Annotated in this window: 22 protein-coding genes and 1 pseudogene; 11 read left to right on the forward strand and 12 right to left on the reverse strand. The window is 60.0% G+C overall.

Annotated features, from left to right (window positions below):
• Window positions 1-552: 552 nt before the first annotated feature.
• From MTX36_RS22800 to MTX36_RS22810, 4 genes are all read right to left on the reverse strand, one after another.
• A complete protein-coding gene (locus tag MTX36_RS22800) occupies window positions 553-1,071 on the reverse strand; it encodes a hypothetical protein (protein WP_243621929.1) in 519 nt (172 codons plus the stop codon).
• Window positions 1,053-1,991 (reverse strand): ParB N-terminal domain-containing protein, encoded by a 939-nt coding sequence (locus tag MTX36_RS22805; protein WP_243621930.1) that lies wholly within the window; start codon window positions 1,989-1,991, stop codon window positions 1,053-1,055. Before MTX36_RS22805 ends, MTX36_RS22800 begins: the two co-directional genes overlap by 19 nt.
• A gap of 481 nt (window positions 1,992-2,472) precedes the next feature.
• Window positions 2,473-2,604 carry a hypothetical protein gene (locus tag MTX36_RS29970; RefSeq protein WP_279394919.1) on the reverse strand — a complete coding sequence of 44 codons (132 nt, stop codon included), beginning with the start codon at window positions 2,602-2,604 and terminating at the stop codon, window positions 2,473-2,475.
• A gap of 81 nt (window positions 2,605-2,685) precedes the next feature.
• Window positions 2,686-3,000 (reverse strand): hypothetical protein, encoded by a 315-nt coding sequence (locus tag MTX36_RS22810; protein ID WP_243621931.1) that lies wholly within the window; start codon window positions 2,998-3,000, stop codon window positions 2,686-2,688.
• Window positions 3,001-3,150: 150 nt separating this feature from the next.
• On the opposite strand from MTX36_RS22810, the gene MTX36_RS22815 reads away from it, so the two are divergent.
• Complete coding sequence (locus tag MTX36_RS22815) at window positions 3,151-3,321, forward strand: hypothetical protein (protein ID WP_243621932.1); 171 nt, start codon at window positions 3,151-3,153, stop codon at window positions 3,319-3,321.
• A gap of 202 nt (window positions 3,322-3,523) precedes the next feature.
• Here MTX36_RS22815 and MTX36_RS22820 read toward each other — a convergent pair whose 3' ends face one another.
• Window positions 3,524-3,688, reverse strand: coding sequence for a hypothetical protein (locus tag MTX36_RS22820; RefSeq protein WP_243621933.1), 165 nt, complete (start codon window positions 3,686-3,688; stop codon window positions 3,524-3,526).
• A gap of 1,548 nt (window positions 3,689-5,236) precedes the next feature.
• A complete protein-coding gene (locus tag MTX36_RS22825; protein ID WP_243621934.1) occupies window positions 5,237-6,601 on the reverse strand; it encodes a recombinase family protein in 1,365 nt (454 codons plus the stop codon).
• Window positions 6,602-6,669: 68 nt separating this feature from the next.
• Between MTX36_RS22825 and MTX36_RS22830 the strand changes: the two genes are divergently transcribed.
• From MTX36_RS22830 to MTX36_RS22840, 3 genes are read left to right on the forward strand one after another with little or no spacing between them, the layout of a single operon-like run.
• Complete coding sequence (locus MTX36_RS22830) at window positions 6,670-7,017, forward strand: hypothetical protein (protein WP_243621935.1); 348 nt, start codon at window positions 6,670-6,672, stop codon at window positions 7,015-7,017.
• Window positions 7,014-7,313: a YbaB/EbfC family nucleoid-associated protein gene (locus tag MTX36_RS22835; protein WP_243621936.1), complete on the forward strand. Its 300-nt coding sequence runs from the start codon at window positions 7,014-7,016 to the stop codon at window positions 7,311-7,313. The genes MTX36_RS22830 and MTX36_RS22835 overlap by 4 nt, the downstream gene beginning before the upstream one ends.
• Window positions 7,314-7,360: 47 nt before the next feature.
• Window positions 7,361-8,596: a primosomal protein gene (locus MTX36_RS22840; RefSeq protein ID WP_243621937.1), complete on the forward strand. Its 1,236-nt coding sequence runs from the start codon at window positions 7,361-7,363 to the stop codon at window positions 8,594-8,596.
• Window positions 8,597-8,614: 18 nt separating this feature from the next.
• On the opposite strand, the gene MTX36_RS22845 is transcribed toward MTX36_RS22840, so the two are convergent.
• From MTX36_RS22845 to MTX36_RS22855, 3 genes are read right to left on the reverse strand one after another with little or no spacing between them, the layout of a single operon-like run.
• Window positions 8,615-9,700 (reverse strand): adenosine deaminase, encoded by a 1,086-nt coding sequence (locus MTX36_RS22845; protein ID WP_243621938.1) that lies wholly within the window; start codon window positions 9,698-9,700, stop codon window positions 8,615-8,617.
• 10 nt (window positions 9,701-9,710) lie between these two features.
• The gene (locus tag MTX36_RS22850) at window positions 9,711-11,006 is read right to left on the reverse strand and encodes a thymidine phosphorylase (RefSeq protein WP_243621939.1); all 1,296 of its coding nucleotides are present in this window, start codon (window positions 11,004-11,006) and stop codon (window positions 9,711-9,713) included.
• Window positions 10,999-11,403 carry a cytidine deaminase gene (locus MTX36_RS22855; RefSeq protein ID WP_243621940.1) on the reverse strand — a complete coding sequence of 135 codons (405 nt, stop codon included), beginning with the start codon at window positions 11,401-11,403 and terminating at the stop codon, window positions 10,999-11,001. The genes MTX36_RS22850 and MTX36_RS22855 overlap by 8 nt, the downstream gene beginning before the upstream one ends.
• A gap of 252 nt (window positions 11,404-11,655) precedes the next feature.
• Here MTX36_RS22855 and sdhC point away from each other — a divergent pair, with 252 nt between their 5' ends.
• The 5 genes from sdhC to MTX36_RS22880 all read left to right on the forward strand — a co-directional run bounded on the left by sdhC (window position 11,656) and on the right by MTX36_RS22880 (window position 15,558).
• Window positions 11,656-12,060, forward strand: coding sequence for a succinate dehydrogenase, cytochrome b556 subunit (gene sdhC / locus MTX36_RS22860; protein WP_243621941.1), 405 nt, complete (start codon window positions 11,656-11,658; stop codon window positions 12,058-12,060).
• Window position 12,061: 1 nt separating this feature from the next.
• Window positions 12,062-12,520, forward strand: coding sequence for a succinate dehydrogenase hydrophobic membrane anchor subunit (locus MTX36_RS22865; RefSeq protein ID WP_243621942.1), 459 nt, complete (start codon window positions 12,062-12,064; stop codon window positions 12,518-12,520).
• Between the two features lie 15 nt (window positions 12,521-12,535).
• Window positions 12,536-14,287 (forward strand): succinate dehydrogenase flavoprotein subunit, encoded by a 1,752-nt coding sequence (sdhA, locus tag MTX36_RS22870; RefSeq protein ID WP_094272015.1) that lies wholly within the window; start codon window positions 12,536-12,538, stop codon window positions 14,285-14,287.
• A complete protein-coding gene (locus tag MTX36_RS22875) occupies window positions 14,287-15,063 on the forward strand; it encodes a succinate dehydrogenase iron-sulfur subunit (RefSeq protein WP_243621943.1) in 777 nt (258 codons plus the stop codon). Before sdhA ends, MTX36_RS22875 begins: the two co-directional genes overlap by 1 nt.
• A gap of 267 nt (window positions 15,064-15,330) precedes the next feature.
• Window positions 15,331-15,558, forward strand: coding sequence for a hypothetical protein (locus MTX36_RS22880; RefSeq protein WP_243621944.1), 228 nt, complete (start codon window positions 15,331-15,333; stop codon window positions 15,556-15,558).
• 141 nt (window positions 15,559-15,699) lie between these two features.
• On the opposite strand, the gene MTX36_RS22885 is transcribed toward MTX36_RS22880, so the two are convergent.
• Entirely contained in the window at window positions 15,700-16,374 is a 675-nt protein-coding gene (locus MTX36_RS22885) for a CBS domain-containing protein (protein ID WP_308198244.1), read from the reverse strand.
• A 357-nt stretch (window positions 16,375-16,731) separates the two neighbouring features.
• Window positions 16,732-16,980: pseudogene (locus MTX36_RS29975) on the reverse strand (hypothetical protein); the annotation flags it as partial.
• Window positions 16,981-17,445: 465 nt separating this feature from the next.
• Between MTX36_RS29975 and MTX36_RS22890 the strand changes: the two are divergent.
• Together MTX36_RS22890 and MTX36_RS22900 are read left to right on the forward strand one after the other, a co-directional pair.
• A complete protein-coding gene (locus MTX36_RS22890) occupies window positions 17,446-18,624 on the forward strand; it encodes a transposase (RefSeq protein ID WP_308198242.1) in 1,179 nt (392 codons plus the stop codon).
• Between the two features lie 292 nt (window positions 18,625-18,916).
• Window positions 18,917-20,209: a D-alanyl-D-alanine carboxypeptidase family protein gene (locus MTX36_RS22900; RefSeq protein ID WP_243621946.1), complete on the forward strand. Its 1,293-nt coding sequence runs from the start codon at window positions 18,917-18,919 to the stop codon at window positions 20,207-20,209.
• Window positions 20,210-20,212: 3 nt separating this feature from the next.
• Here MTX36_RS22900 and yhjD read toward each other — a convergent pair whose 3' ends face one another.
• Window positions 20,213-21,268 (reverse strand): inner membrane protein YhjD, encoded by a 1,056-nt coding sequence (gene yhjD, locus MTX36_RS22905; RefSeq protein WP_243621947.1) that lies wholly within the window; start codon window positions 21,266-21,268, stop codon window positions 20,213-20,215.
• Between the last annotated feature and the right edge of the window lie 35 nt (window positions 21,269-21,303).

Raw genomic sequence — 21,303 nt, forward strand, 5'->3', positions numbered from 1 at the left:
CCTGTGGACACTCACACCGACGCATGAGCTAGTACCATGTGCGAGAGTTAAACTCGGGTGCAACGTATTTCGCAAGAATTGGCTTGCCGCTCATGCCAATCACTTGACCGATGGCATCAGCGGAACGTTCTGCATGGGAACGCTTCTTGGCGGTTGGTCCACTTTCCGCTTGTGCGTCGGGCGTCGCACAAGCGCCTTGACTGTTGGTAACTTCAGCCCCTCGCCGCTGTCCATCTGATTGGCGCTTTCTCGCTTTGGCTTTGACCTTCTCCTCAATCTTCGCCGCCAACGCCATCTTCTCCGAATGTTCCGCGAAAAGTAAAAGGACCCAGCCTCGTGGGAAGCTGGGTCATAGGTTTGTGGGGGCAGTTATCGTCAGCCCCGTAGACGTGTGCGCTTTTCCAGATGGCCAGTGCGGTCGAGCCGCGCCACGATGCCATTGAGCGCTATCGGTCGTGCGGGTGGCGTTGAATGTCTAGGCAGCCCGCTGCAAACCAACTCATATCATCATCATTGCATTGTCATGTCTCACACCGGTTTAAGGCGCGATTGTCATGCCTCGATGAATGCGCCACCCAAGAATTGGGCCCCGCGATCATCCATAAACTGGACCAGCTCAGTTGCTCGCTTCTCGAATGCCTCAGCCGACCCAGCAACCACCCGCGCGTTCGCCTTACGTGCGTCGATGAGGGAATCGATGCTTTCGACTGTCAGATACCTGCACGAAACGAATTGTCCGTCGACGCGGACAGGTGCCTCCAGGATCGGTGCCGACTGACCCCACAGGGAACCGTCACTACCTTCTGTGATGATTTCGGCGAGGAGTTCAAAGTTCCGGGCGACGAGTTGCCGCTGTCGATCCGCGAACTTGCTGTGATGACTCCGTGAAAGCAGTTGTGCCAGATCGGGTGTGCCGAGTCGGCCAGAGTCCAGCTCGTCCCTAAGTGCGTTTGCTGCTCGATCGTCGAGTTCGGTCGAATCAATGCCCACCGAACCTGCGTCCGAAACAATTTGGCTCTTGATCTCTGTTAGGTATCCATTGATCACGTCGGTCATTTGCTGGTCACCCATGCTTTCATCTCGTGTGCGAACTGCAATAGTGCGTCGATCTTCTCTTCGGTAAATGCGCTGTTGTGGCGCTCGTCCAGGTCGGCGGGGTCATACGGTTGCATTCGTTCGTGCATGTGCCCTGCGCTCGACGCTGCTACTCGGATTGCTCGCGATATTCCATTGAAGTAGCTAGCTTGGGCATCGCGTTCCGCTTGCTCTGCCTCACGCTGCTTCCGCGTCTCTTCTCGGTATGCGGCCCATGCCACGCGTGGCGTCATCACCCCATCATTGACGAGGTCAAGAAATTTGGTTTCGCCGGCGATCGTGAGGTCTGCGACAATCTTGGCGTTGGCTTCGGCTTCTGCTGCGGCCTCATCCTTTTCACGGCGCACCTTCTCGCGGGCCATGATCTTGTCGCGCTCGGCGCTGGTACGGATTGCATCGGCCAACGTGAAAGCTTCTTTGATGGACAATTCGCCAGATGTGACACGAATGGCCAGGTCAGGCTTGTAGTCCAAAATTATCCCAGCCCACGATAGAAGCTTGCGCGGACCCTCGCTATCGGAACCAGTTCCGATATCTATCGCCCCGCGTCGCCATCTTCCATCTCCACGCCGCCCGTCTTCGAGGTATACAAGGGCGTCACACATCGCGCGTTGGCCTGAGGTTAGATTGCGTCGAGCAGAGTTGCAATCGATCACATACTCAGCAAAATCATCGCCTTCGTATACGACGACGGTCGGAGTAACTCCGGCCCGAGCGCAAGCCTCCCGTCGATTGCGCCCATCCAGAAGTAGGCCGTCGAGGGTGACCACGATTGGATTACGTAACCCGTTCGCACGGATCGAATCGGCAAGTTCACTCAACTCTACTTCTTGGAGCATGGGGAACTTTTCTGCGTACGGGTGTATGCCTACGATGATTTCGTTGATTTCGTTCATGCACTTCTCCTTGATCTCAGTCAGCGAAACTTCGCCGCTGCGCCCGATTGCGAGGGCAGGATGGACTAGCAGTCGAAGTAGGCCAGTGCAGACTTCGGCCTTCCCGCACTTTCGGGTTGCCTGTCCGCACTGAAGAGGCCGCTCGCCTTATTGGTCTCGCTTTGCTGTTTGATTCGAAGTAGTTCCGCCAGTAGATAAGTCGCGTATCGACCTTGGCCTTGTTGCTCAGGCTTGTATTTTGATATCCATCGGACGACTGTTTGGGTTGATCGCGAAAGTCGCTCGGCAGCTTCGTAACGCGTGACCCATATAGCTGGATTCATGCAGTGACTTTCTTTCTGGAATAGGTGAGTGCGGATAATTTTTTGCACAAAGAAGCCACCCTGAACTCTGGTTCGTGGGTGGCTTGTTTCTGCTGTCTGGAACGGCTCAATCCGTTACAAACCAATAGTGACATGTGAACGTGCCACACCGGTTTACGTCAGGATGCGACTGTGCCTGCACGGAACAATGCCGCCAAGCGACTCCAACGTTCTTCAGTCAAAGGTGGTGCGGTTGCGAGGAGTTCGGCGACGCGCGGATCTACAGGTCGTTCGAGTACGGCTGTGGTCATGATTCTCCTTGTCGTAGTGTCCTTCGAATTTCCACGAGGCTCGGCGAGTGCCATATCTACCAACCCATAGAGCCTTGGGGGTTACTGCGCCCTCGGTCCGAGCGCATAGATCGCAGCCTTTCCATGCTTGGCCCCGGACTGCCCACTGGACAGCTTCAAGAGCCAGCGAAGCTCCACGAGTTTCGCCAACGCCGTCCTGATCCGTTGCCGATTGAATCCTGTGGCGGCTTCGACTTCCCGCGTTGGGCATGTGACTGCCGTTCGCTCGCGCCGTGCGATTTCGCTTGCTACGTAACACAATGTCGCCCGCTGCGGCTCATTGAGGCCCATGTCGAGATCCGGATCGTCAAGCAGATCCACCACGGCAAATGCCTCTTCGACAGCTTTCTGTCTCATGTCGTAACTGTTGTACGGATCGCTCAGGTGTTCTTGAGCTTTGCTCCACGCGTCATTGAACGCCCGTGCCGCGCTGCCGACTGGAAACTCTTTCCCCTTGTGGTCCACGGAAAGCTGTCGCCACAGACCAGACTTGAGCGGATCGCACACATGGGACTCAGTTCTTTCACGGCTCCACCCTCGAAGCTGAGTGGCCATGCAGATCGAGACGAGCGTCCCGAACTGTTCGGAGCGTTTACCTTTCACCCCATCGTGCACCGCGTCGACGTACCGGGCGGGGAGAGCTTCATCGAGCGACTGAGAGACTGGTGGCACTTCTAGGACGCCGGTGGCCGGCATAGGCTTCCTCTTCGTGATCTTGAAGGGCTTCGTGGATTTGATCTGCGAGCGCTCGGAGTGCTGTCGGACTCATGGCCCACACTCCGGCGGATCCGTTACGGCGTTGGCGAGAAATCAGGAACCGCTGAAATGGTTTGTGGCCTTCACGGGCCTGAACCTCTGACCTGACTGTGAACTCGGACATTTACGCGAGCACCGCCCTGTTGAGGGCGTTCAGCCATGCTCCGGCAACGCCATGTTCGGATCGGACGGTGGTGCTGGCGTTGAATTCCTCGAGTACGTTGAGGGCGTCGAGCACTTCTTTGCGTGTGCATCCTGCGTCTCGCGCTAGGTTGTCTTCTAGGCCCATTTGCTGATAACCTCCTAGGATCGACTGCAATCGATCGAGTAGATACGTGTGTGTGCACCACAGGCCCGGAAATGGGTATGCAGTGATCAATCTGATGCCACTGTGGAATTGACAAAGATCACCCACGATTCGAAGCATGGGCAGAGCTGTAGCCGACAATCGACCTAAGGAATGACGTAGCAAAATCGCGTTGTGCGGTACTACGTCGAGATAATGAGCGGCTGTGCGTGGGCTGTCATTGCAGCTCCGGCGTGCGTCTCAGTGCTCAAGACACTACACCTAGTGGCCGACAGAAACACATAACGCGACATGTTGTGAGTCGCATTGATGGAATTCCCAGGTCGCCCCAGATCAGCCCCCGTATTCCCGAGCACTTATGCGGCGCGTCGGCGTGTCGCCCGTCACATATCTCGTTGTACTTTTCGAACCCTGATTTCGTCCGCAGACAGGCAATTTATTGCCGATCACCTTGTCGGGGAGCATATCTAGCGGATTACTTGTTCCACGGCCAGCGTTCCGCGAACTAACCCATTAAGCCCCAAAAGCTCTATGGGTTGATTGCAACCCTGGGACCGTAGACCCACCCCCTGCCATCACTGGCGGCATCACTCGTGGGATTCCGTCGAGCATCCGTGGGATTTACTCGAGGGAACTTCCTTGCCCTTCGGTTACGAAGTCGGGTTACACGGAGGCTGAGAAGCGCACGCTTGCACTGTCTCTCAATATTGACCGGCGACATTTGAATCGGGAGCAGAAGCGGGCACTGATTGCGGAGTCCATCAAAGCTGATCCACAGCTCTCGAATCGTGAGCATGCCAAAAGGATTGGCGTTGACGACAAGACTGTGGGAACCGTCCGAAATGAACTCGAATCAACTGCGGAAATTCCGCAGTTCGACAAGACCATTGGGGCGGATGGCAAAGAACGGCCCGCATCGAAGCCTCGCGCAGTGGCAGAACCTGAACCACCACAACACAACCCGCTGCCAGCCGACCTTGAACCTGAAACTGAAGTGGCGCCAGGGATGACCGCCGGCGAACTCGACCAACTCCGATAGGTTTTTCGGTGATCGCCGCAAAACTTCGAGCGGCACTTGCCTAAGCTCATGAGGATTCCGTAAGGAACTTCCTTGCGTTCCCTCTGAAACTCCTTGCAACAATCTGCTGCAAACTGCAAGATCTCGTCAGACGAGAAGCTCCAGATCCTTACATGCATCGAGGAATCCGAAGGGAATCCACAGGGACGAAACACAATAACCGCAGGTCAAGGCACAATCGTTCGACATAGACTGTCACGCAGCCGCCAACGAGAGCACTGCTCACACCGCAAGTGGTCAAGCAAAGCGGTAGCAGAACCCAAGCAAACCGCTACCAAGCTCCCAGCAGGGTGCTAGCTAGTGCTACAGATGGTCAGAAATTCCAAGCCTTCATCGGATGCAATGAGAACACTCAGAAGTGTGGGAGTCCTCGCGAGAGTTCCCGAGGGTGTCGCGAATTCTGATTCCGGGCTGGTCGTAGACAACCAGTGCGCCCGTGGGCCCACAAGTACCTACTTCCGCCAGGTGATCTGGACATACTCAGGTTCAAACCGGCGCAGACCGCGAGGCGACTTCAAAACCACCACGTCAATCAGCGACGCAATTACCTGCCCACGCAGATCCGCAGACATCGCATCCCACCGTGACCGCAACTCATCGCCCGCCAGAATCAAGTCAGCCAAGGGCGACACAGACCGGGCATCAGCCAGCTCATCGTCCAGCTTCGCGACCTTCACCCTCAGGTCCTCGGTGCCACGGCGCAGTTGAGACCCATCGATAGCGCCTTCTGCGAACATTCCCGCGAGTTGATCCATCCGAGACTGCAGTCCATCGCGTTCGGTCTGCAGGGCAGGCAGGTCGCGGTCGCGGACGTCAAGCATCAGTTTCGCGTCGGGCATCGACAGGCGACCCAACACCACCTCGTCAATCCACGCGTCGAGGGCTTCACCTTGCCGTGACAGATGGGCCGATTGGGTGCATCTGTAGTGCATCGAGCCACCAGCGTTGAAGGTCATTGTCATCCGCGATTCGCAGAGTCCACACTGGTAGACACCTGAGCCTTGGTGTTTCCGCTCGCTGCCCAATCTGCTTGACCGTTTCGGGTCTGCGAATAGCGCGAGCAATGCGTGATGTTCGTCGCGTTCGATGATTCGTGGCCAGTTTCCGTCGCCAACGATTCGTCCACGGTATTCCTGCAGAGAGGCATAGCGCGGGTTGGCGAGGATCCGACGTATTGACGACGCATTCCACTTAGGGGCAGACCCCTTGGAGACATGCCCTGCCTCATTCCATTCGCGGGCAACCTGCCGAAGGCTCTTGCCTGAGAGGACATCGGTCGCTGCTGCCCGGATTGCTTGCGCTTCGACCTCAACTGTCGTTGCTCCATCTTTGGCGTATCCGAAGACTTGCCGACGTGCCCGCCACTGGCCGGATGATGCAGCCTGTTCGTGTGCACGGACCATTCGTTTCCGGGCGTGATCAATTTCGTGGCGTGCGACTGCGCCGACGATGCGGGCGTTCATTTGTCCGGCTGGTGTGGATAGATCGATCTCGCCGGCCTGCACGGTTCGGACCACAATCGATAGTGGCTCGCAGAGTGAGATGAACGATTCGAGCTCGACTGGGGAGCGATGGAGTCTATCAGTGTGCCAGGCGATTACGGCTCCTGCGCGGCCCCTCTGGAGCGCTTCGAGCATTGCCATATATGCGGGTCGAGGCTTGCCTGAGTAGGCACTCAGATCGTTGTCCGTGAATACCTCAACGACTTCCCAGCCGAGCGTTTGGGCGAGCGCCTCGCAGTCTTCCCGTTGCCGGTCAACGCCAAGCCCGGATCCTTCACGGTCGGCGGAAATTCGGCAGTAGACGAGTGCGCGCATGGAAGCATCCTAGACCGTGACGCTTGACATATATAGGGCTTCTACCGACCGACCGAATGAGTAGGAACATGCAGAATTCAGCGCAGCATCAGCCAACCGTCATCACTGCCGTTGCCGCAAATCGCAGCGGCACCATCGCCCTTCGAGCTACCGAGCAGGCCATTCCGATCGACCTCCGAATCCATCAGGAAGAACTGCGGTACGGCGGGTCGCATCTCGCTCGGAACATCCTGGCCCTCGCGAATCGAGCCGGGCTCGAAGCCGGTGCCCGTCACCGCATCGAATTGGAAGGAAGCGGGGTTCCCGACGCCATCTTGACCGCCCTGGGACTCGCTACCCGGGAGCAACTCGCCGAGGCCCAGGACGCCGCGGAACAAGCTGCCGCTGCCCCGACGACCTGGATGCGTGCGATATGAACGAGATGGACCGAATCATGGAACGCGCCAAAAGTCAGTGTGGGCTCATGCAGGACGCGGTCGGCGACGTCGATGCCATCCGGACAACCGCGTCCAGTGCCGACGGCACCGTCGTGGCCTGTGTGAACGGCACCGGCACGCTGGTCGGACTGACCATCACGGATGCAGTGACGGCGATGGACTCCCGCGCAGTAGCCGCTCTGACGATTGCCACCATCCACCAGGCTGTTCACCGCAGCGGGATCGAACGCGAACGCCTCCTGAACCGGCTCCACAGCTCACTCGGCGAGGTGTGAGCTACCCGCGCTATACCTACGGCGGTTCGATGGATAGGCTTCCGCCCATGGCTGGAGACATCGTCCCTATCGAAATCGGGCTCACCAACGGAGACCTCGTCACTTTGTGGGCGCCACGGTGGCGTGAGGGAGACGAAGAGTGGGAGGCTTTCCTCGGCCACGAGGAAGACCTCTACGGGTTCGCGTCGGTCGCCGAACTCGCAGCATTCATCCGCACCGATACTGACAACGACTTGGTCGACCATCCCGCGTGGAGTGTCGTATCCGGCCTCTCCGCAGCGGAACTCGAACCGGAAGAGAACTTCACCTTCGATTTTGTCGGTGTGCCTGAGCTTGCTGCCGGTGACCCTGAATCGTTGGTCGTCGCAGAACTCGAAGAGACCCTCAACATGGCCCGCAACATCGGCGAGGTCTGCGACCTCGACCCGGTCATCCGATTCTTCAGCGGACACCCGATCCTGGGCGCACTCGCCACCGGCGCCGGCACATTCGAAGGCCGCGAAGGTCTCGAAGTGTGGGATCAGGTCGGGGCTGCCATCGCCAAGGACTGGGACAAGGTTCTCGACGCCATCGACACCGTGGTCAAATCACCCGATGTAGATGCTGCCGCCGTCGCTGTTGCCGAAGCCGAACTCCTCGCTGCCGCCGAGAACACCGTTGACGCCGACGACGTTGCCGACGAGAGCGAAGACGAAGAATTCGACGAGGAAGATGAAGACGACGACGACTTCGAGGACTCCTTCTGGGAGTCCGTCGGCGTTGATCCGGTCCGCATCATCACGTCGGCCGACACGCTCTACACCCTGCGCTGCTACCTGAACGATCGCGCAGTCTTCCTCGGATCGAACGGACTGATTACGGTCTTCACGTCCGAGCGCAGCCTCGCCCGGTACCTGGCAGACAACCACGAACACGATCTGGCACAGGTTGCCACCTACGGCGACATCCAGAACGCCGCAGTGGACGGTTCCCTCGAGATCGAGGTCACCGACGAAAACGTTTACGTGCTGCCCGGTATTGCCGACGACCTGGCCGCGGGCCCCGAGGCCATCGACGCCGAGCAACTCGAACTGGCCGTCGAATTGTTCTCCGATGCAGCAGAATTCGCGAACGACGACTCCGTTGACTCAGCTTTGGCCGGCTCCACGGAACTGGGCTGGTATGTCTCGTACCTCCTCAATCCCGACCCCTCACGGATGGCACCCAACCCGCCGTTCGTCGTCGAATCCGAAGCCTGGCGCACCCTCGATCGCGAGTTCGAAGCCCGACTGCGCAAGGCCTGACCTACCCATCAAGCCCGGTTACCCGATCAACACCGCGTAACCGGGCTTGATGACGTCGTCGATCAGGGCAAGCCGCTGATCGAACGGCAGGAATGCTGATTTCATGGCGTTGATCGTGAAACGCTCGAGGTCGACCCAGCCGTAACCGAAGGTGTCCACCAACGCCGCCATTTCCCGGCTCATGCTGGTATCGCTCATGAGTCGGTTGTCGGTGTTGACGGTGACGCGGAAGCGTAAGTCGGCCAACAGCCCGAACGGATGGTCGGCCAACGCTGCGACCACTCCGGTCTGAACATTGGACGTCGGGCACAATTCCAACGGAATTCGCATGTCGCGCACGTAGTTCGCGAGCCTACCGAGTTTGTGGTTTCCGTCGTCTGACGCAGAAACATCGTCGACGATCCGCACTCCGTGTCCCAGTCTGTCGGCGCCACAAAATGCGATGGCCTCGTGAATCGACGGCAACCCGAAGGCTTCACCGGCATGGATCGTGAAGTGGGCGTTGGCATCACGCATGTACTCGAAGGCGTCGAGGTGTCGGCTCGGCGGATTCCCGGCTTCCGCGCCGGCAATGTCGAATCCCACCACACCGCGGTCCCGGAACCGCACGGCAAGTTCGGCGATTTCCCGTGAGCGTGCCGCGTGACGCATCGCAGTCAGCAGACACCCGATCCGGATCTCCCGGCCCACCGCGCGGGCAGCGGACTCCCCGGCCCGGAATCCTTCGAGTACGTGCTCGACCACCTCGTCGAGAGTCAAACCTTGCTCGAGGTGTTGTTCGGGCGCGAATCGCACTTCCGCGTACACCACGTTGTCATCGGCCAGATCCTCCGCGCACTCCCGTGCCACCCGAGACAAACCTTCGGGTGTCTGCATGACAGCGACGGTGTGCGCAAAAGTTTCGAGGTACAACTCGAGGGATCCGCTGTCTGCTGCGGTCCTGAACCAGTGTGCGAGTTCCGGAGCAGTGTGGGCGGGAAGATCCTGATATCCGCACTGTTCCGCAAGTTCCAGAACGGTCTGCGGCCGTAAGCCACCGTCGAGGTGGTCGTGGAGTAGAACTTTGGGCGCCCTACGGATCGAGTCCAACACCGGTGCGTTCATGCGTCATAAGCTAACCCGATTCGCCCGATATCCGCTCGATGAGCAAGGGCACCTCAACGAAGTCCTCGGCGCCGCCGACCGCCCAACTTCCGTCCAGGCTCCGGCGGGCGGCGCCAAAGCGCTCGGGAGTGTCGGTGTGCAGTGTCAGCAGTGGCTGGCCGGCACGTACCCGGTCCCCGGGCTTTGCGTGCATCTGCACTCCCGCCCCGGCTTGCACAACCTGGCCCTGGAACTCGCGTCCCGCGCCCAGTTTCCACGCTGCGACACCAACACCCATCGCATCCATTCGGGTGACGACACCGTCACGTTCGGCGGTGATCACCTCGGTGTGTCGGGCCACGGGCAACGTCGCATCCGGATCGCCGCCCTGCGCGGCAATCATGGCGCGCCACCGATCCATCGCACTCCCGTCGGCCAATTTCTGCGCGGGGTCGACGTCGTCAATTCCGGCTGCGGACAACATTTCCCGGGCGAGTGCAAGCGTCAGTTCGACGACGTCGGACGGTCCACCGCCGGCCAGTACCTCCACCGACTCCCGAACTTCGAGCGCATTACCGGCAGTGAGTCCCAGCGGTGTGCCCATTTCGGTGATGCACGCCGTTGTGCGTACACCGGCGTCGTTGCCCAGTTCGACCATGGTGCGGGCCAACTCTCGCGCGTCGCCGAGTTCCTTCATGTACGCCCCGGACCCGACCTTCACATCCAGCACCAGGGCGCCGGTCCCTTCGGCGATCTTCTTGCTCATGATCGAACTCGCGATCAACGGAATGGACTCCACTGATCCGGTCACGTCGCGGAGAGCATAGAGCTTCTTGTCTGCGGGAGCAAGATTCGCACCGGCAGCACAGATAACGGCCCCGATCTTCGGATCCGACAGAATCTCGACCATCTCGGCCGTCGACAGGTCTGCGCGCCACCCCGGAATAGCTTCGAGTTTGTCGAGGGTTCCGCCCGCGTGCCCGAGTCCCCGTCCGGACAGTTGCGGCACAGCCAACCCGCAGGCAGCGACGAGCGGCGCGAGCGGAAGCGTGATCTTGTCCCCCACACCACCGGTGGAATGTTTGTCGACGGTCGGGCAGGGCAAGTCCGAAAAGTCCATCGCGGAGCCGGATTCGATCATCGCTCGGGTCCACCGACTGGTCTCCGAACGAGTCATTCCTCGGAAATAGATCGCCATGGCGAGAGCGGACATCTGCTCATCCGGGACAACCCCCGCGGTGAACGCCTGCACGACCCAGTCGATCTCCGTGCCCGAGAGTTCCAGCCCGTCACGCTTGGCTCTGATGATGGAGACGGCGTCAAACACGACGAAGCCCTTCTGCTTGTTCGGGTCCGAATGCTTCCGGCAGCAACTCTGCCAACTGCCTCGGCCCTCGAGATGTGTCGACGAGGAGTTCTCCCCCGCCGTGTTCGAGCAGGAGCTGCCGGCAGCGGCCGCACGGCATCAGAATTGCGCCGTCGGCATCACAACAGGAGAAGGCAATCAACCGTCCACCGCCGGTCGCGGCTAAGTTACTCACCAGTCCGCATTCCGCACACAGACTCAAACCGTATGAGACATTTTCCACATTGCATCCGGAGACGATTCGACCATCGTCTACCAGTGCAGCGGCCCCTACCCTAAACCCGGAGTAGGGGGCATAGGCCTGGCGCATCACGTGTCTCGCGTTGTCGCGCAACAACTCCCAGTCGATTTCACCCATGGTTCGTAATACAATCACGTCGACTGAATGGATGCAGAAAGCGGACCGGAACCGCCACAGTGACATTGGAAAGGCAAACCTTACAAAAGGTTGGGTGCGTGTACGAACCCCACGGCTGATTAGTTCCCCGTTTCACATAGGTTTAGAGTCTGAGTCAAGTCGGTTCAGGACCCCGTCGAGCCCGGGCTGAGTACCTCGAAGCTCTCTGCAAGCTCGACGCGTCCACCAATGACGTTGGAGGCACAGCACTCGATGAGTACTACGACTGAAGCCGCTCCTCAGAAGGAGCGCACGAGGTCGCTTTACCGGGGCGACCCCGGAATGTGGTCCTGGGTTCTACACCGGATCACAGGCGTCGCAACTTTCTTCTTCCTATTCGTACACGTTCTCGATACGGCACTCGTGCGGGTCAACCCCGACACGTATGACGCCGTCATCGACACGTACAAGACTCCCCTTGTCGGTCTCATGGAGATCGGCCTAGTCGGTGTGGTCCTCTATCACGCCCTCAACGGCGTGCGTGTGATGCTCGTGGACTTCTGGTCGAAGGGCCCGAAGTACCAGCGCGTCATGCTCTGGACCATTCTGGCGATCTGGTTCCTGGTGATGATCCCGGGCGCCGGACGCATCCTCATCAACATGTTTGCGGAGCACTGACATGGCGACTTCTACTCACGGACCCGAAGCCAAGACTCTGGGCACCTCCTACGACCGTCCGGCAAGCCTGGACAACCCGCGGTCCCCGCGGGTTAAGTCGCGGAGCAACTTCGAGCTGTACGCATGGCTGTTCATGCGCTTCTCCGGCGTTGCCCTGATCGTCCTGGTCCTGGGCCACATGTTCATCATGCTGATGCTCGACGGTGGCGTTCACCGTCTGAACTTCGCATTCGTTGCAGGCCGCTGGTCCAGCCCGTTCTGGCAGGTCTGGGACCTGTCGATGCTCTGGCTGGCGCAGCTTCACGGCGGCAACGGCCTGCGCACGGTCATCGCGGATTACTCCCGCAAGGATTCGACGCGTTTCTGGCTGACCACGATCCTCGTCATCTCGATGATTCTGATCATGGCCCTGGGCACGTACGTCATCTTCACCTTCGACCCCAATATCTCGGCGAGCTAGGGGAGCACAGACTTCATGCAGGAACATCGTTATGACGTGGTCATCGTCGGTGCCGGCGGCGCCGGCATGCGTGCGGCCATCGAAGCGGGCCCTCGCGCCCGCACGGCCGTACTGACCAAGCTCTACCCCACCCGCAGCCACACCGGCGCGGCCCAGGGCGGCATGTGCGCCGCACTGGCGAACGTGGAGGAAGACAACTGGGAGTGGCACACCTTCGACACCGTCAAGGGCGGCGACTACCTCGCTGACCAGGACGCTGTCGAGATCATGGCCAAAGAGGCCATCGACGCGGTGCTCGACCTCGAGAAGATGGGTCTGCCGTTCAACCGCACACCCGAAGGCAAGATCGACCAGCGTCGATTCGGTGGCCACACCCGAGATCACGGTAAGGCCCCGGTTCGCCGTGCGTGCTACGCCGCCGACCGCACCGGCCACATGATTCTGCAGACTCTCTACCAGAACTGCGTCAAGCACGACGTCGAGTTCTTCAACGAGTTCTATGCACTCGACATCGCCATCACCGAGACCGAGGACGGCCCGGTAGCTACCGGCGTCATCGCCTACGAGCTCTCGACCGGCGAGCTGCACATCTTCCACGCCAAGTCGATCATCTTCGCGACCGGCGGCTCGGGACGCATGTACAAGACGACGTCCAACGCGCACACCCTCACCGGTGACGGCATGGGCATCATCTTCCGCAAGGGCCTCCCCCTCGAGGACATGGAGTTCCACCAGTTCCACCCGACAGGGTTGGCTGGTCTGGGCATCCTGATCTCGGAAGCCGTTCGTGGCGAAGGCGGCATTCTCCGTAATGCCGACGGTGAGCGCTTCATGGAGCGCTACGCCCCCACCATCAAGGACCTCGCTCCGCGTGACATCGTCGCGCGTTCGATGGTTCTCGAGGTCCTCGAAGGCCGCGGCGCCGGCCCCAACAAGGACTACGTCTACATCGACGTGACGCACATCCCCGAGGAAGTTCTCGACGAGAAGCTCCCCGACATCATGGAGTTCTCGCGCACCTATCTCGGCGTGGACCCCGTCAAGGAGCCTGTGCCCGTCTACCCGACGTGCCACTACGTCATGGGCGGCATCCCCACCAAGATCAACGGTGAGGTTCTGCGCAACAACACCGAGGTCGTCAAGGGCCTGTACGCCGCCGGCGAATGCGCCTGCGTCTCCGTGCACGGTGCAAACCGTCTCGGCACCAACTCGCTCCTCGACATCAACGTGTTCGGCCGTCGCGCCGGCATCGCTGCCGCCGAGTACGCGAACTCCACCGAGTTCGTCGACATGCCCGAAGCTCCGGCCACCATGGTCGAAGACTGGGTCGGCGTTATCCTGTCCGATCACGGCCACGAGCGCGTTGCGGACATCCGCACCGAACTCCAGCAGTCGATGGACAACAACGCATCCGTGTTCCGTACCGAAGAGCGCCTCACCCAGGCCCTCGCGGATGTGCGTGCTCTCAAGGAGCGCTACAACCACATCACGGTTCAGGACAAGGGCAAGCGCTACAACAGCGACCTGCTCGAGGCCATCGAACTGGGCTTCCTGCTCGAAATGGCAGAGGTCACCGTCGTCGGTGCGCTCAACCGTAAGGAATCACGCGGCGGACACGCTCGTGAGGACTTCCCGGATCGCAACGATGCCGAGTACATGAAGCACACGATGGCATACAAGGAGGGCGACGGCCTGCTCTCCGACATCCGTCTGGACTACAAGCCGGTGGTACAGACCCGCTACGAGCCGATGGAGCGGAAGTACTGATGGCTACCCTCGAGAAGAACGAAACAGAAGCGCCGAAGCTTCCCCCGGTCCCCGAGGGCGCCGTCATGGTGACTCTCAAGATCGCGCGAATGGACCCCGAGTCGGGCGACGGCCAGCGTTGGGACAGTTTCCAGGTTCCGGCTCTGCCGACCGACCGCATGCTCAACCTGCTGATGTACGTGAAGGGCTACCTCGACGGCACCCTCACGTTCCGTCGTAGCTGCGCACACGGCGTCTGCGGTTCCGATGCCATGCGTATCAACGGTGTCAACCGCCTGGCGTGCAAGATCCTGATGAAGGACATGCTCCCCAAGGACGGCAAGCCGGTCACCATCACCATCGAGCCCATCCGCGGCTTGCCGGTCGAGAAGGACCTCATCGTTGACATGGAACCCTTCTTCGACGCATTCCGCGCCGTGAAGCCGTTCCTCATCACGACGGGCAACGCACCGACCAACGAGCGCATCCAGAGTGCTCACGACCGTGCGCGTTTCGACGACACCACCAAGTGCATCCTGTGCGCTTGCTGCACCACGTCGTGCCCCGTGTACTGGAGCGACGGCAGCTACTTCGGTCCCGCTGCCATCGTGAACGCACACCGCTTCATCTTCGACAGTCGTGACGAAGGCGCTGCCGAGCGTCTCGACATCCTGAACGACAAGGAAGGCGTGTGGCGTTGCCGCACCACCTTCAACTGCACCGACGCATGCCCTCGTGGCATCCAGGTGACCAAGGCGATTCAGGAAGTCAAGCGCGCACTGTTGTTCGCACGCTAGATCTTTCGAGCTACACCGCTCGAGCTTCGACGAAAGCCCACACATCCATTGTGCGGGCTTTCGTCGTATAGAAATCAACGCAGCGCCGTCATCGGCGGTGCTCCTCGTACTCGTCGGCGGTCAAGGACGTGAGATGAAACGTCGCATGCCGCACAAGCGTACGAGCGCGTCTCGAGCTTGCCTCGATAGTCGCCCTTGGCGTGCCGGAACCGTGTCTGCCGGGCACTGAGGAGCGCACCGGTTGCAGCATGACCTGTGGGAGGCCATTTGCCTCGGTCCGACAACACCACCGCTGGCGACACCATTCGCGCCGGAACTGCCGTACTCCGCCGCGATTTCGATCTCGGAACAGATCCACTCGAACGGGTTCCTGACTACAAAAACTTCCTCGGCCGACTCATAAATATTCCGCTACTCGTACGCCTACGCGACCAGGGGCGCCTGACCGAAGCCGACCTACAGCCAGACGCCGACGACGCCGCAACTGCAGATTGAACCGAGCATTAACGGCTCGGCCGCGGCCGAGCCGTTAATACTGGACACGAAGCTACCCATTCATCAGACGTATGCCCGCTGCGGCTTGGCCCTGGTCACGCTGGAGCATTCGACATTCTCTGTCTCAGCATCTTCTGTCGCCTAGCGGTCGACATAGTCGCGAAGCAACGCAATCATCTGCCGGAACTGGGTAATGGTGTGCGGCGGGACAGCGTCCCGGTTGAAATGCATAACGTCGTTGCGCACCTTGCGGAGTTCAGCCAGCCCCTTTAGGAAGGTCTTGCGGTCGAAAGGCCAGTCCAACGACTTCCAGGTGTCCTCGTGTGACAGGACGCGCTCGTAGTGACCCATTGTCAATTGTCCAAAACCCTCGATTGCCTGGCCTGAATCCCCGGCGCAGATGGCACTGACGGTATCTATGTCGACATTGTTGATCAATACCCGACGAAGGATCTGATCGAGCTCACCGATCAAGAGAAACGGAGTCGCCAATGCACCGTATGCAGCAACCACGTCCGCGGTTGTCACGATTCCAGAGATCTCATTCTGCGGTCCCCGCACCAGCGCGAAGTCAAATTTCTGCAAGTCAGGCAGGACGTCAATAAGCTCCTTATCATAAGGATGCTCACGCGCCTCGATCGTGGCGTCACGGAGTGTGGCGTCAGCATTGCGATGGCGGGCGCGCGCGATCGACTGCCATGTGACCGCTCCCTTCACAGTCCTAGGTCCGGCCAACACCGGCAGTTGGGAGTAATCGTGGAGATACATCTTCGTGATCGCTTCTTCGAGAGAGGAATTCGGACTCACCGACACCACTTCGGAATTTGCAGAGCTGATGTTGCCGAGAGTAATACCGATCTCGTCCAGTCCGAGAGGGTCATCGCGTGCGGCATCTTCCTCCTCTTGGTCAGTGTCTGTGCGCCGCTTATGAAGAACGATCAAGTCCTCGACGCCGACCTTGAGATAGTTCGGTGTCGTGACCAAGTCATGATTAGTTAGGTCCGCGTCGATCTCATCGGTGACGATCTGCGAGCGCGTCGTTGCCCTCCAGAGTTTGAGGAATTCGAGTACTGTCAGCGGCTTGCCCTTGCCATCGACGCCTGCAAGGAATTCCTGCCGTTCACGAATTTGCCTGTCTTGCTCCGTATCCGCGAGCTGAGACTTCTGCTGTTCGAGCAACTGCTCACGAAGCCGGTGGAGGTACGGACCGGACTCCCCAACCTGCCACGCGTGCCAACCGTCCAATGACACCTCGGCGACGTTTGACGCAGCACTTGAAGGACTGGTGTATCGGCGCCCCTCCACTCTCAGCGAGCCGTCCTTCTCGACGATCGCCTCGTACCGTTCTCCGGCGCGCGGTCTCGAGAAAACCAATGTCTGCCCCGGTTCGAGCAGACCTGCCGTGATCAGTCGGCGACGCGAATACGGCGCCCTCCGATCAACAGCTGCTTCCTTCTTTCCAAGCTACCCATCTCGTATCTCGACTCCTCCGTCAACGACGCTGTTCAGCTTGATACACTGCATGATTCACCAAATTCTTCTGGCGGCTCGAGCTCCGCGCAGGTCAGGTCAGGTCAGGTCAGGTGACTGTATCTACATACTGCATGTCGGGCTGGCACATCCACACCACCTTGGCTCTATACGGTGACAGAAGACCCATCCGCATCGTCAACTTTCACGATTCCAATGTTCCTGCAATCGCTCGTGCTGTGTCCGCAGGTCGCGGTGTACCTGAGATAATCGCCCGCCGAAGGGTCCCTGTCGCCGTATTGAATTCGGCTGGCTGTCGTACCCCAATGCCATGATCTGTTCGTAGTGGTTGCCGCGGCAACTCGTAGTGGTTGCCGCGGCAATCCAAGTGTGAATCCTTCGAGGAAGGCGGTGATCGTGGTGAAGCGGATCGTGATGATCAAGCTCGCCGTCACCGACGAGCAAGCTGCCGCGTTGAAGCAGACGCTGCTCACCTGCAACCGAGCTGCCGACGTCGTTTCCGATGTCGCTCAACCTGCCTCTGATCGGCGTGCGTTCACGTTGCACGAGTCGGTGTACACGCAGATCAAGGCGCTCGGTTTGTCGGCACAACCAGCGGTTCGGGTGATCAAGAAAGTCGCTGCTGCCTACGCCACCCGAACTGCGAACCTCAAAGCCGGAAACTACGGCCGACCCGGTTCGACGCAGTATGCGGGTGTGGCGGATTCCGCAGTTCGTTTCCGCCCGCTGGCGGCGCAACCGTTCGACGATCGGTGCCTGTCGTGGCACCTGGACTCCTCGACCGTCTCGATCTGGACGACCTCGGGCCGAATGAAGGGTGTGCGGTTCGTGGGCGCGCCGTGGCAGCGGAAACTCCTCGCGGACCGTAAAGGGGAATCGGATCTGGTCTACCGCGACGGCCAGTTCTATCTGTACGCCACCATCGACCAACCAGCACCGACACAGGTCGTACCGGCGAAGGATCCGGTCGATGGTTGGTTGGGTGTGGACCTCGGGATCGTGAATCTGGCGGTCACTACCGACGATGATCCCGCTGAGCTTGATGTGCGGTGGTCCGACGGTGCTGTCACCGCGCGCCGCACGAAGAACCAGGTGACGCGGACGGCCTTGCAGAAGGTGGGTACGAAGTCCGCGAAGCGGAAGTTGAAGACTCGGCGACGGAAGGAACAACGGTTCGCCACCGACGTCAACCATCAGTTGTCGAAAACAATTGTTGCTCAGGCGCAACGCACCGATCGGGCTATCGCGATAGAGGATCTATCGGGGATTCGTGATCGGGTACGGCTGGCCAAGAAACAACGAGCACAGGTGCATTCGTGGGCCTACGCCCAGTTGCGCAACTTCGTCACTTACAAAGCGGAGATGGCCGGGGTGCCGGTGCAGGTGATTGACCCGCGCAACACGTCCCGAACCTGCTCGCGGTGTGGGTTTTGTGATGAGAAGAACCGCCGCAGCCAAGCTAGGTTCGTGTGCCGAGAGTGTGGGTGGACCGCGCATGCGGACCATAATGCTGCCCGTAATATTGCTGCGCTCGGGCATGAAAAGTATTGGGCCGCTCAATCAACCGGCCTATAGTAGCCACCGCTCTAGCATCCAGCTAGGTCAGTGAGCAGCAAACCTGGCCCTTAAGGGTCGGGTAGTTGATCTGGTCCCCCTCCTGATACGGGACCACCCACCCCGTATGGGCATAGCCATGTTCGCCGCCCGGCGCCTCCATAACCATGTCCAGAGACACGAACTCCGTCACTACAACCTTGCCCATACCGATCTCCTGCCGTCTGCACCGATCGAATAGCTGACGGTTTCACTGTGCCAGAGCGTGCGGCGATTCGGTGGTTGCGCACTATTCGCCTAACCTCGAATAGCGATGAAGTGGACTCGAGCGTGTGCCGTGGTTGTTGCCGGAACCCTATTTTCCGGAATCGGAGGGGTGTCGGGAATAGCCGGGGCTCAGCCGGCTCCCCCACCACCGCCTGCGACGTCGGCACCTTTCACAACACCGAATACCGACAGTTGCCCGTTCACGATCCGCCCGGCTCCCGCCGTCGACCTCTCCGAGGTGCCCGCGCCTGGAACAACTGCGCCCGCGCCGATGCCAGTTCCGTCTGATCCCGTCGGTGGAGATCAGCTCGGCGGTTGTGGTGTCATCCTGCCTGCCGGCGCTCCTCCCTTGCCCGCAGATATCGCCGCCTCCGGCTGGGTACTTGCCGACGCGAACACCGGTGAAGTACTGGCCGCAAAGGACCCCCACGGCCGCTACCGCCCGGCCAGTACGATCAAAATGCTTTTGGCTCTGGTCGCCCTCGACGAACTGAACCTCGACACTGTCATCACCGGGACCACTGAGGACGCCAATGCCGAAGGCAGCGCAGTCGGTATCGGCAAGGACGGGACCTATACCAACCGCCAACTGATGCAGGGTCTTGTCATGGCTTCGGGCAACGACGCCGCACATGCGCTGGCCCGCCAACTCGGCGGTGACGCTGCAGCTGTCAAGAAAATGAATGCACTCGCAGCCGACCTCGGCGCACTCGATACCCGCACCGCGACTCCCTCGGGGCTGGACGGGCCGGGAATGAGCAGCTCACCCTACGATCTTGCGGTGATCTTCCACACGGCACTGCAGAATCCGACGTTCGCGGAACTCATCCATACCGAAACCGTCGAGTTTCCGGGATTCCCCAAGGATCCGACGATCCCCGAAGATCAGGACCGCCCCGGCTTCACTCTCGCCAACGACAACCAGTTGCTCTACAACTACGACGGAGCGATGGGCGGCAAAACCGGGTTCACCGACGACGCCCGACACACGTATGTCGGTGCAGCGCAGCGGAACGGTCGAACGCTCCTCATCACGTTGATGGGCGGCGAAGCAAAGCCGATCCGTCCGTGGGAGCAGGCGGCCCGCCTTCTCGACTTCGGATTCAGCCTCTCCCCCGCGATGACCGTCGGAACCTTGACCGATCTCACGTCCACTGACGAGAAATCCGACGTGACAACCACGACCGCGCCGGTGCCCCTGGGTGAAGTGTCAGCTGCCGGAGCAACGCCAGGCAGCGAGTTCAGCACGACTGCCCGCGCCGCGATTATCGGCTCGGGCGCCGCGGTTGTTCTCGGGTTGATTGTCGGTGCTGTCGTATTGAGCCGTCGACGACGCTGACGCTCAACGCGGGCGACGACGGAAGACCCCTGAAAGGCCTAGCCCGGCAACGGCGCCCGTCGCAATCAAGGCCGCTGTACGCGACGGGGAAGCACCGTCCATAACAACGATCCGCGGCGCGATAATTGCCGGATCCGGTGGCGGAATATACGCCAACGCAAGGCTTTCCTTCGTGGTCGCAGCCCACGCGGTGCAGAACAACAACATTCGCGAGGCCATGAACACGAACACCAACAGACCGATGATGGGACCGAAAGCTACTCCGGCAGGACCGCTGCTGACCGCCGAAAGGTAGATCGCACCAACCTGTTTGAATACTTCGAACACGAGCGCCGCCATCAATGCTGCCCGGGCGGCACTACGCAGAGTGACCGGTTCTCGAGGCAATCGGGCGATTACCCACAAGAACACAGCCCAGGTTGCCAGTAGCGACAGCACCGTAGTGACGATCCGTAGGCCGACACCGACGCCGGTGATGTTCTCGAGATTGAGCCACGTGATGACTTGGTGCGCAACCGGTCCGCTACTCAATGCAGACAGACCGAGAGAAACGATCAGTGCCAGGCCAAGACCGACAAGTGCTCCCGCATCCCCGAGTTTGGTACGCACAAAGCCCTTGGAATCACGCTTGCTCTCCCACATCGCGGTAAGTGCGTCCCGAACGTTGGCCATCCAGCCGAGGCCCGCATAGGCCGCGCCGAGAAAACCGAACACACCAACGCGGGCGCGGGCATCGATCGCCGACTGAATCAAGGAGTTGATGGTGTCGCCGAGGCTGCCCGGGATCGATTTGGTGATCTGTTCCTGAATCGAGTCCAGATACTCTGGATGACCGGCCAGGACAAAACCCGCAACCGCAAACACGACCATGAGGATCGGTATCAGTGCCAGCACACTGAAATACGTGATACCGGCCGCGTAGTAGTCACCCTTCTGGTTCTGGAACCGCAGACCTGCTCGCACCAGATGATCCAGCCAAGGACGGGCCGCACGCTGTTTGTCGAGGAAACTCGGTTTCTCGACAACAACGGCATTTCCCACGACACCTTCATCGGCCACTGCGCTCCCCCTCAAGTCGTGTGTGTGCGGTCCGA

Source organism: Rhodococcus sp. ARC_M6 (assembly GCF_022810305.1).
Lineage (GTDB): Bacteria > Actinomycetota > Actinomycetes > Mycobacteriales > Mycobacteriaceae > Rhodococcus_F.

Excerpts from the sequence above, each read along its gene's own strand:
- MTX36_RS22845 (WP_243621938.1), bottom strand. The coding sequence starts at position 9,700 with ATGAACGCACCGGTGTTGGACTCGATCCGTAGGGCGCCCAAAGTTCTA.
- MTX36_RS22835 (WP_243621936.1), top strand. The coding sequence starts at position 7,014 with ATGAACGAGATGGACCGAATCATGGAACGCGCCAAAAGTCAGTGTGGG.
- MTX36_RS22840 (WP_243621937.1), top strand. The coding sequence starts at position 7,361 with ATGGCTGGAGACATCGTCCCTATCGAAATCGGGCTCACCAACGGAGAC.
- sdhC (WP_243621941.1), top strand. The coding sequence starts at position 11,656 with ATGAGTACTACGACTGAAGCCGCTCCTCAGAAGGAGCGCACGAGGTCG.
- MTX36_RS22900 (WP_243621946.1), top strand. The coding sequence starts at position 18,917 with ATGAAGTGGACTCGAGCGTGTGCCGTGGTTGTTGCCGGAACCCTATTT.
- sdhA (WP_094272015.1), top strand. The coding sequence starts at position 12,536 with ATGCAGGAACATCGTTATGACGTGGTCATCGTCGGTGCCGGCGGCGCC.
- MTX36_RS22865 (WP_243621942.1), top strand. The coding sequence starts at position 12,062 with ATGGCGACTTCTACTCACGGACCCGAAGCCAAGACTCTGGGCACCTCC.
- MTX36_RS22855 (WP_243621940.1), bottom strand. The coding sequence starts at position 11,403 with ATGGGTGAAATCGACTGGGAGTTGTTGCGCGACAACGCGAGACACGTG.
- MTX36_RS22825 (WP_243621934.1), bottom strand. The coding sequence starts at position 6,601 with ATGCGCGCACTCGTCTACTGCCGAATTTCCGCCGACCGTGAAGGATCC.
- MTX36_RS22810 (WP_243621931.1), bottom strand. The coding sequence starts at position 3,000 with ATGAGACAGAAAGCTGTCGAAGAGGCATTTGCCGTGGTGGATCTGCTT.
- MTX36_RS22875 (WP_243621943.1), top strand. The coding sequence starts at position 14,287 with ATGGCTACCCTCGAGAAGAACGAAACAGAAGCGCCGAAGCTTCCCCCG.
- MTX36_RS22800 (WP_243621929.1), bottom strand. The coding sequence starts at position 1,071 with ATGGGTGACCAGCAAATGACCGACGTGATCAATGGATACCTAACAGAG.
- MTX36_RS29970 (WP_279394919.1), bottom strand. The coding sequence starts at position 2,604 with ATGACCACAGCCGTACTCGAACGACCTGTAGATCCGCGCGTCGCCGAA.
- MTX36_RS22815 (WP_243621932.1), top strand. The coding sequence starts at position 3,151 with ATGGGACTCAGTTCTTTCACGGCTCCACCCTCGAAGCTGAGTGGCCAT.
- MTX36_RS22820 (WP_243621933.1), bottom strand. The coding sequence starts at position 3,688 with ATGGGCCTAGAAGACAACCTAGCGCGAGACGCAGGATGCACACGCAAA.
- MTX36_RS22830 (WP_243621935.1), top strand. The coding sequence starts at position 6,670 with ATGCAGAATTCAGCGCAGCATCAGCCAACCGTCATCACTGCCGTTGCC.
- MTX36_RS22805 (WP_243621930.1), bottom strand. The coding sequence starts at position 1,991 with ATGAACGAAATCAACGAAATCATCGTAGGCATACACCCGTACGCAGAA.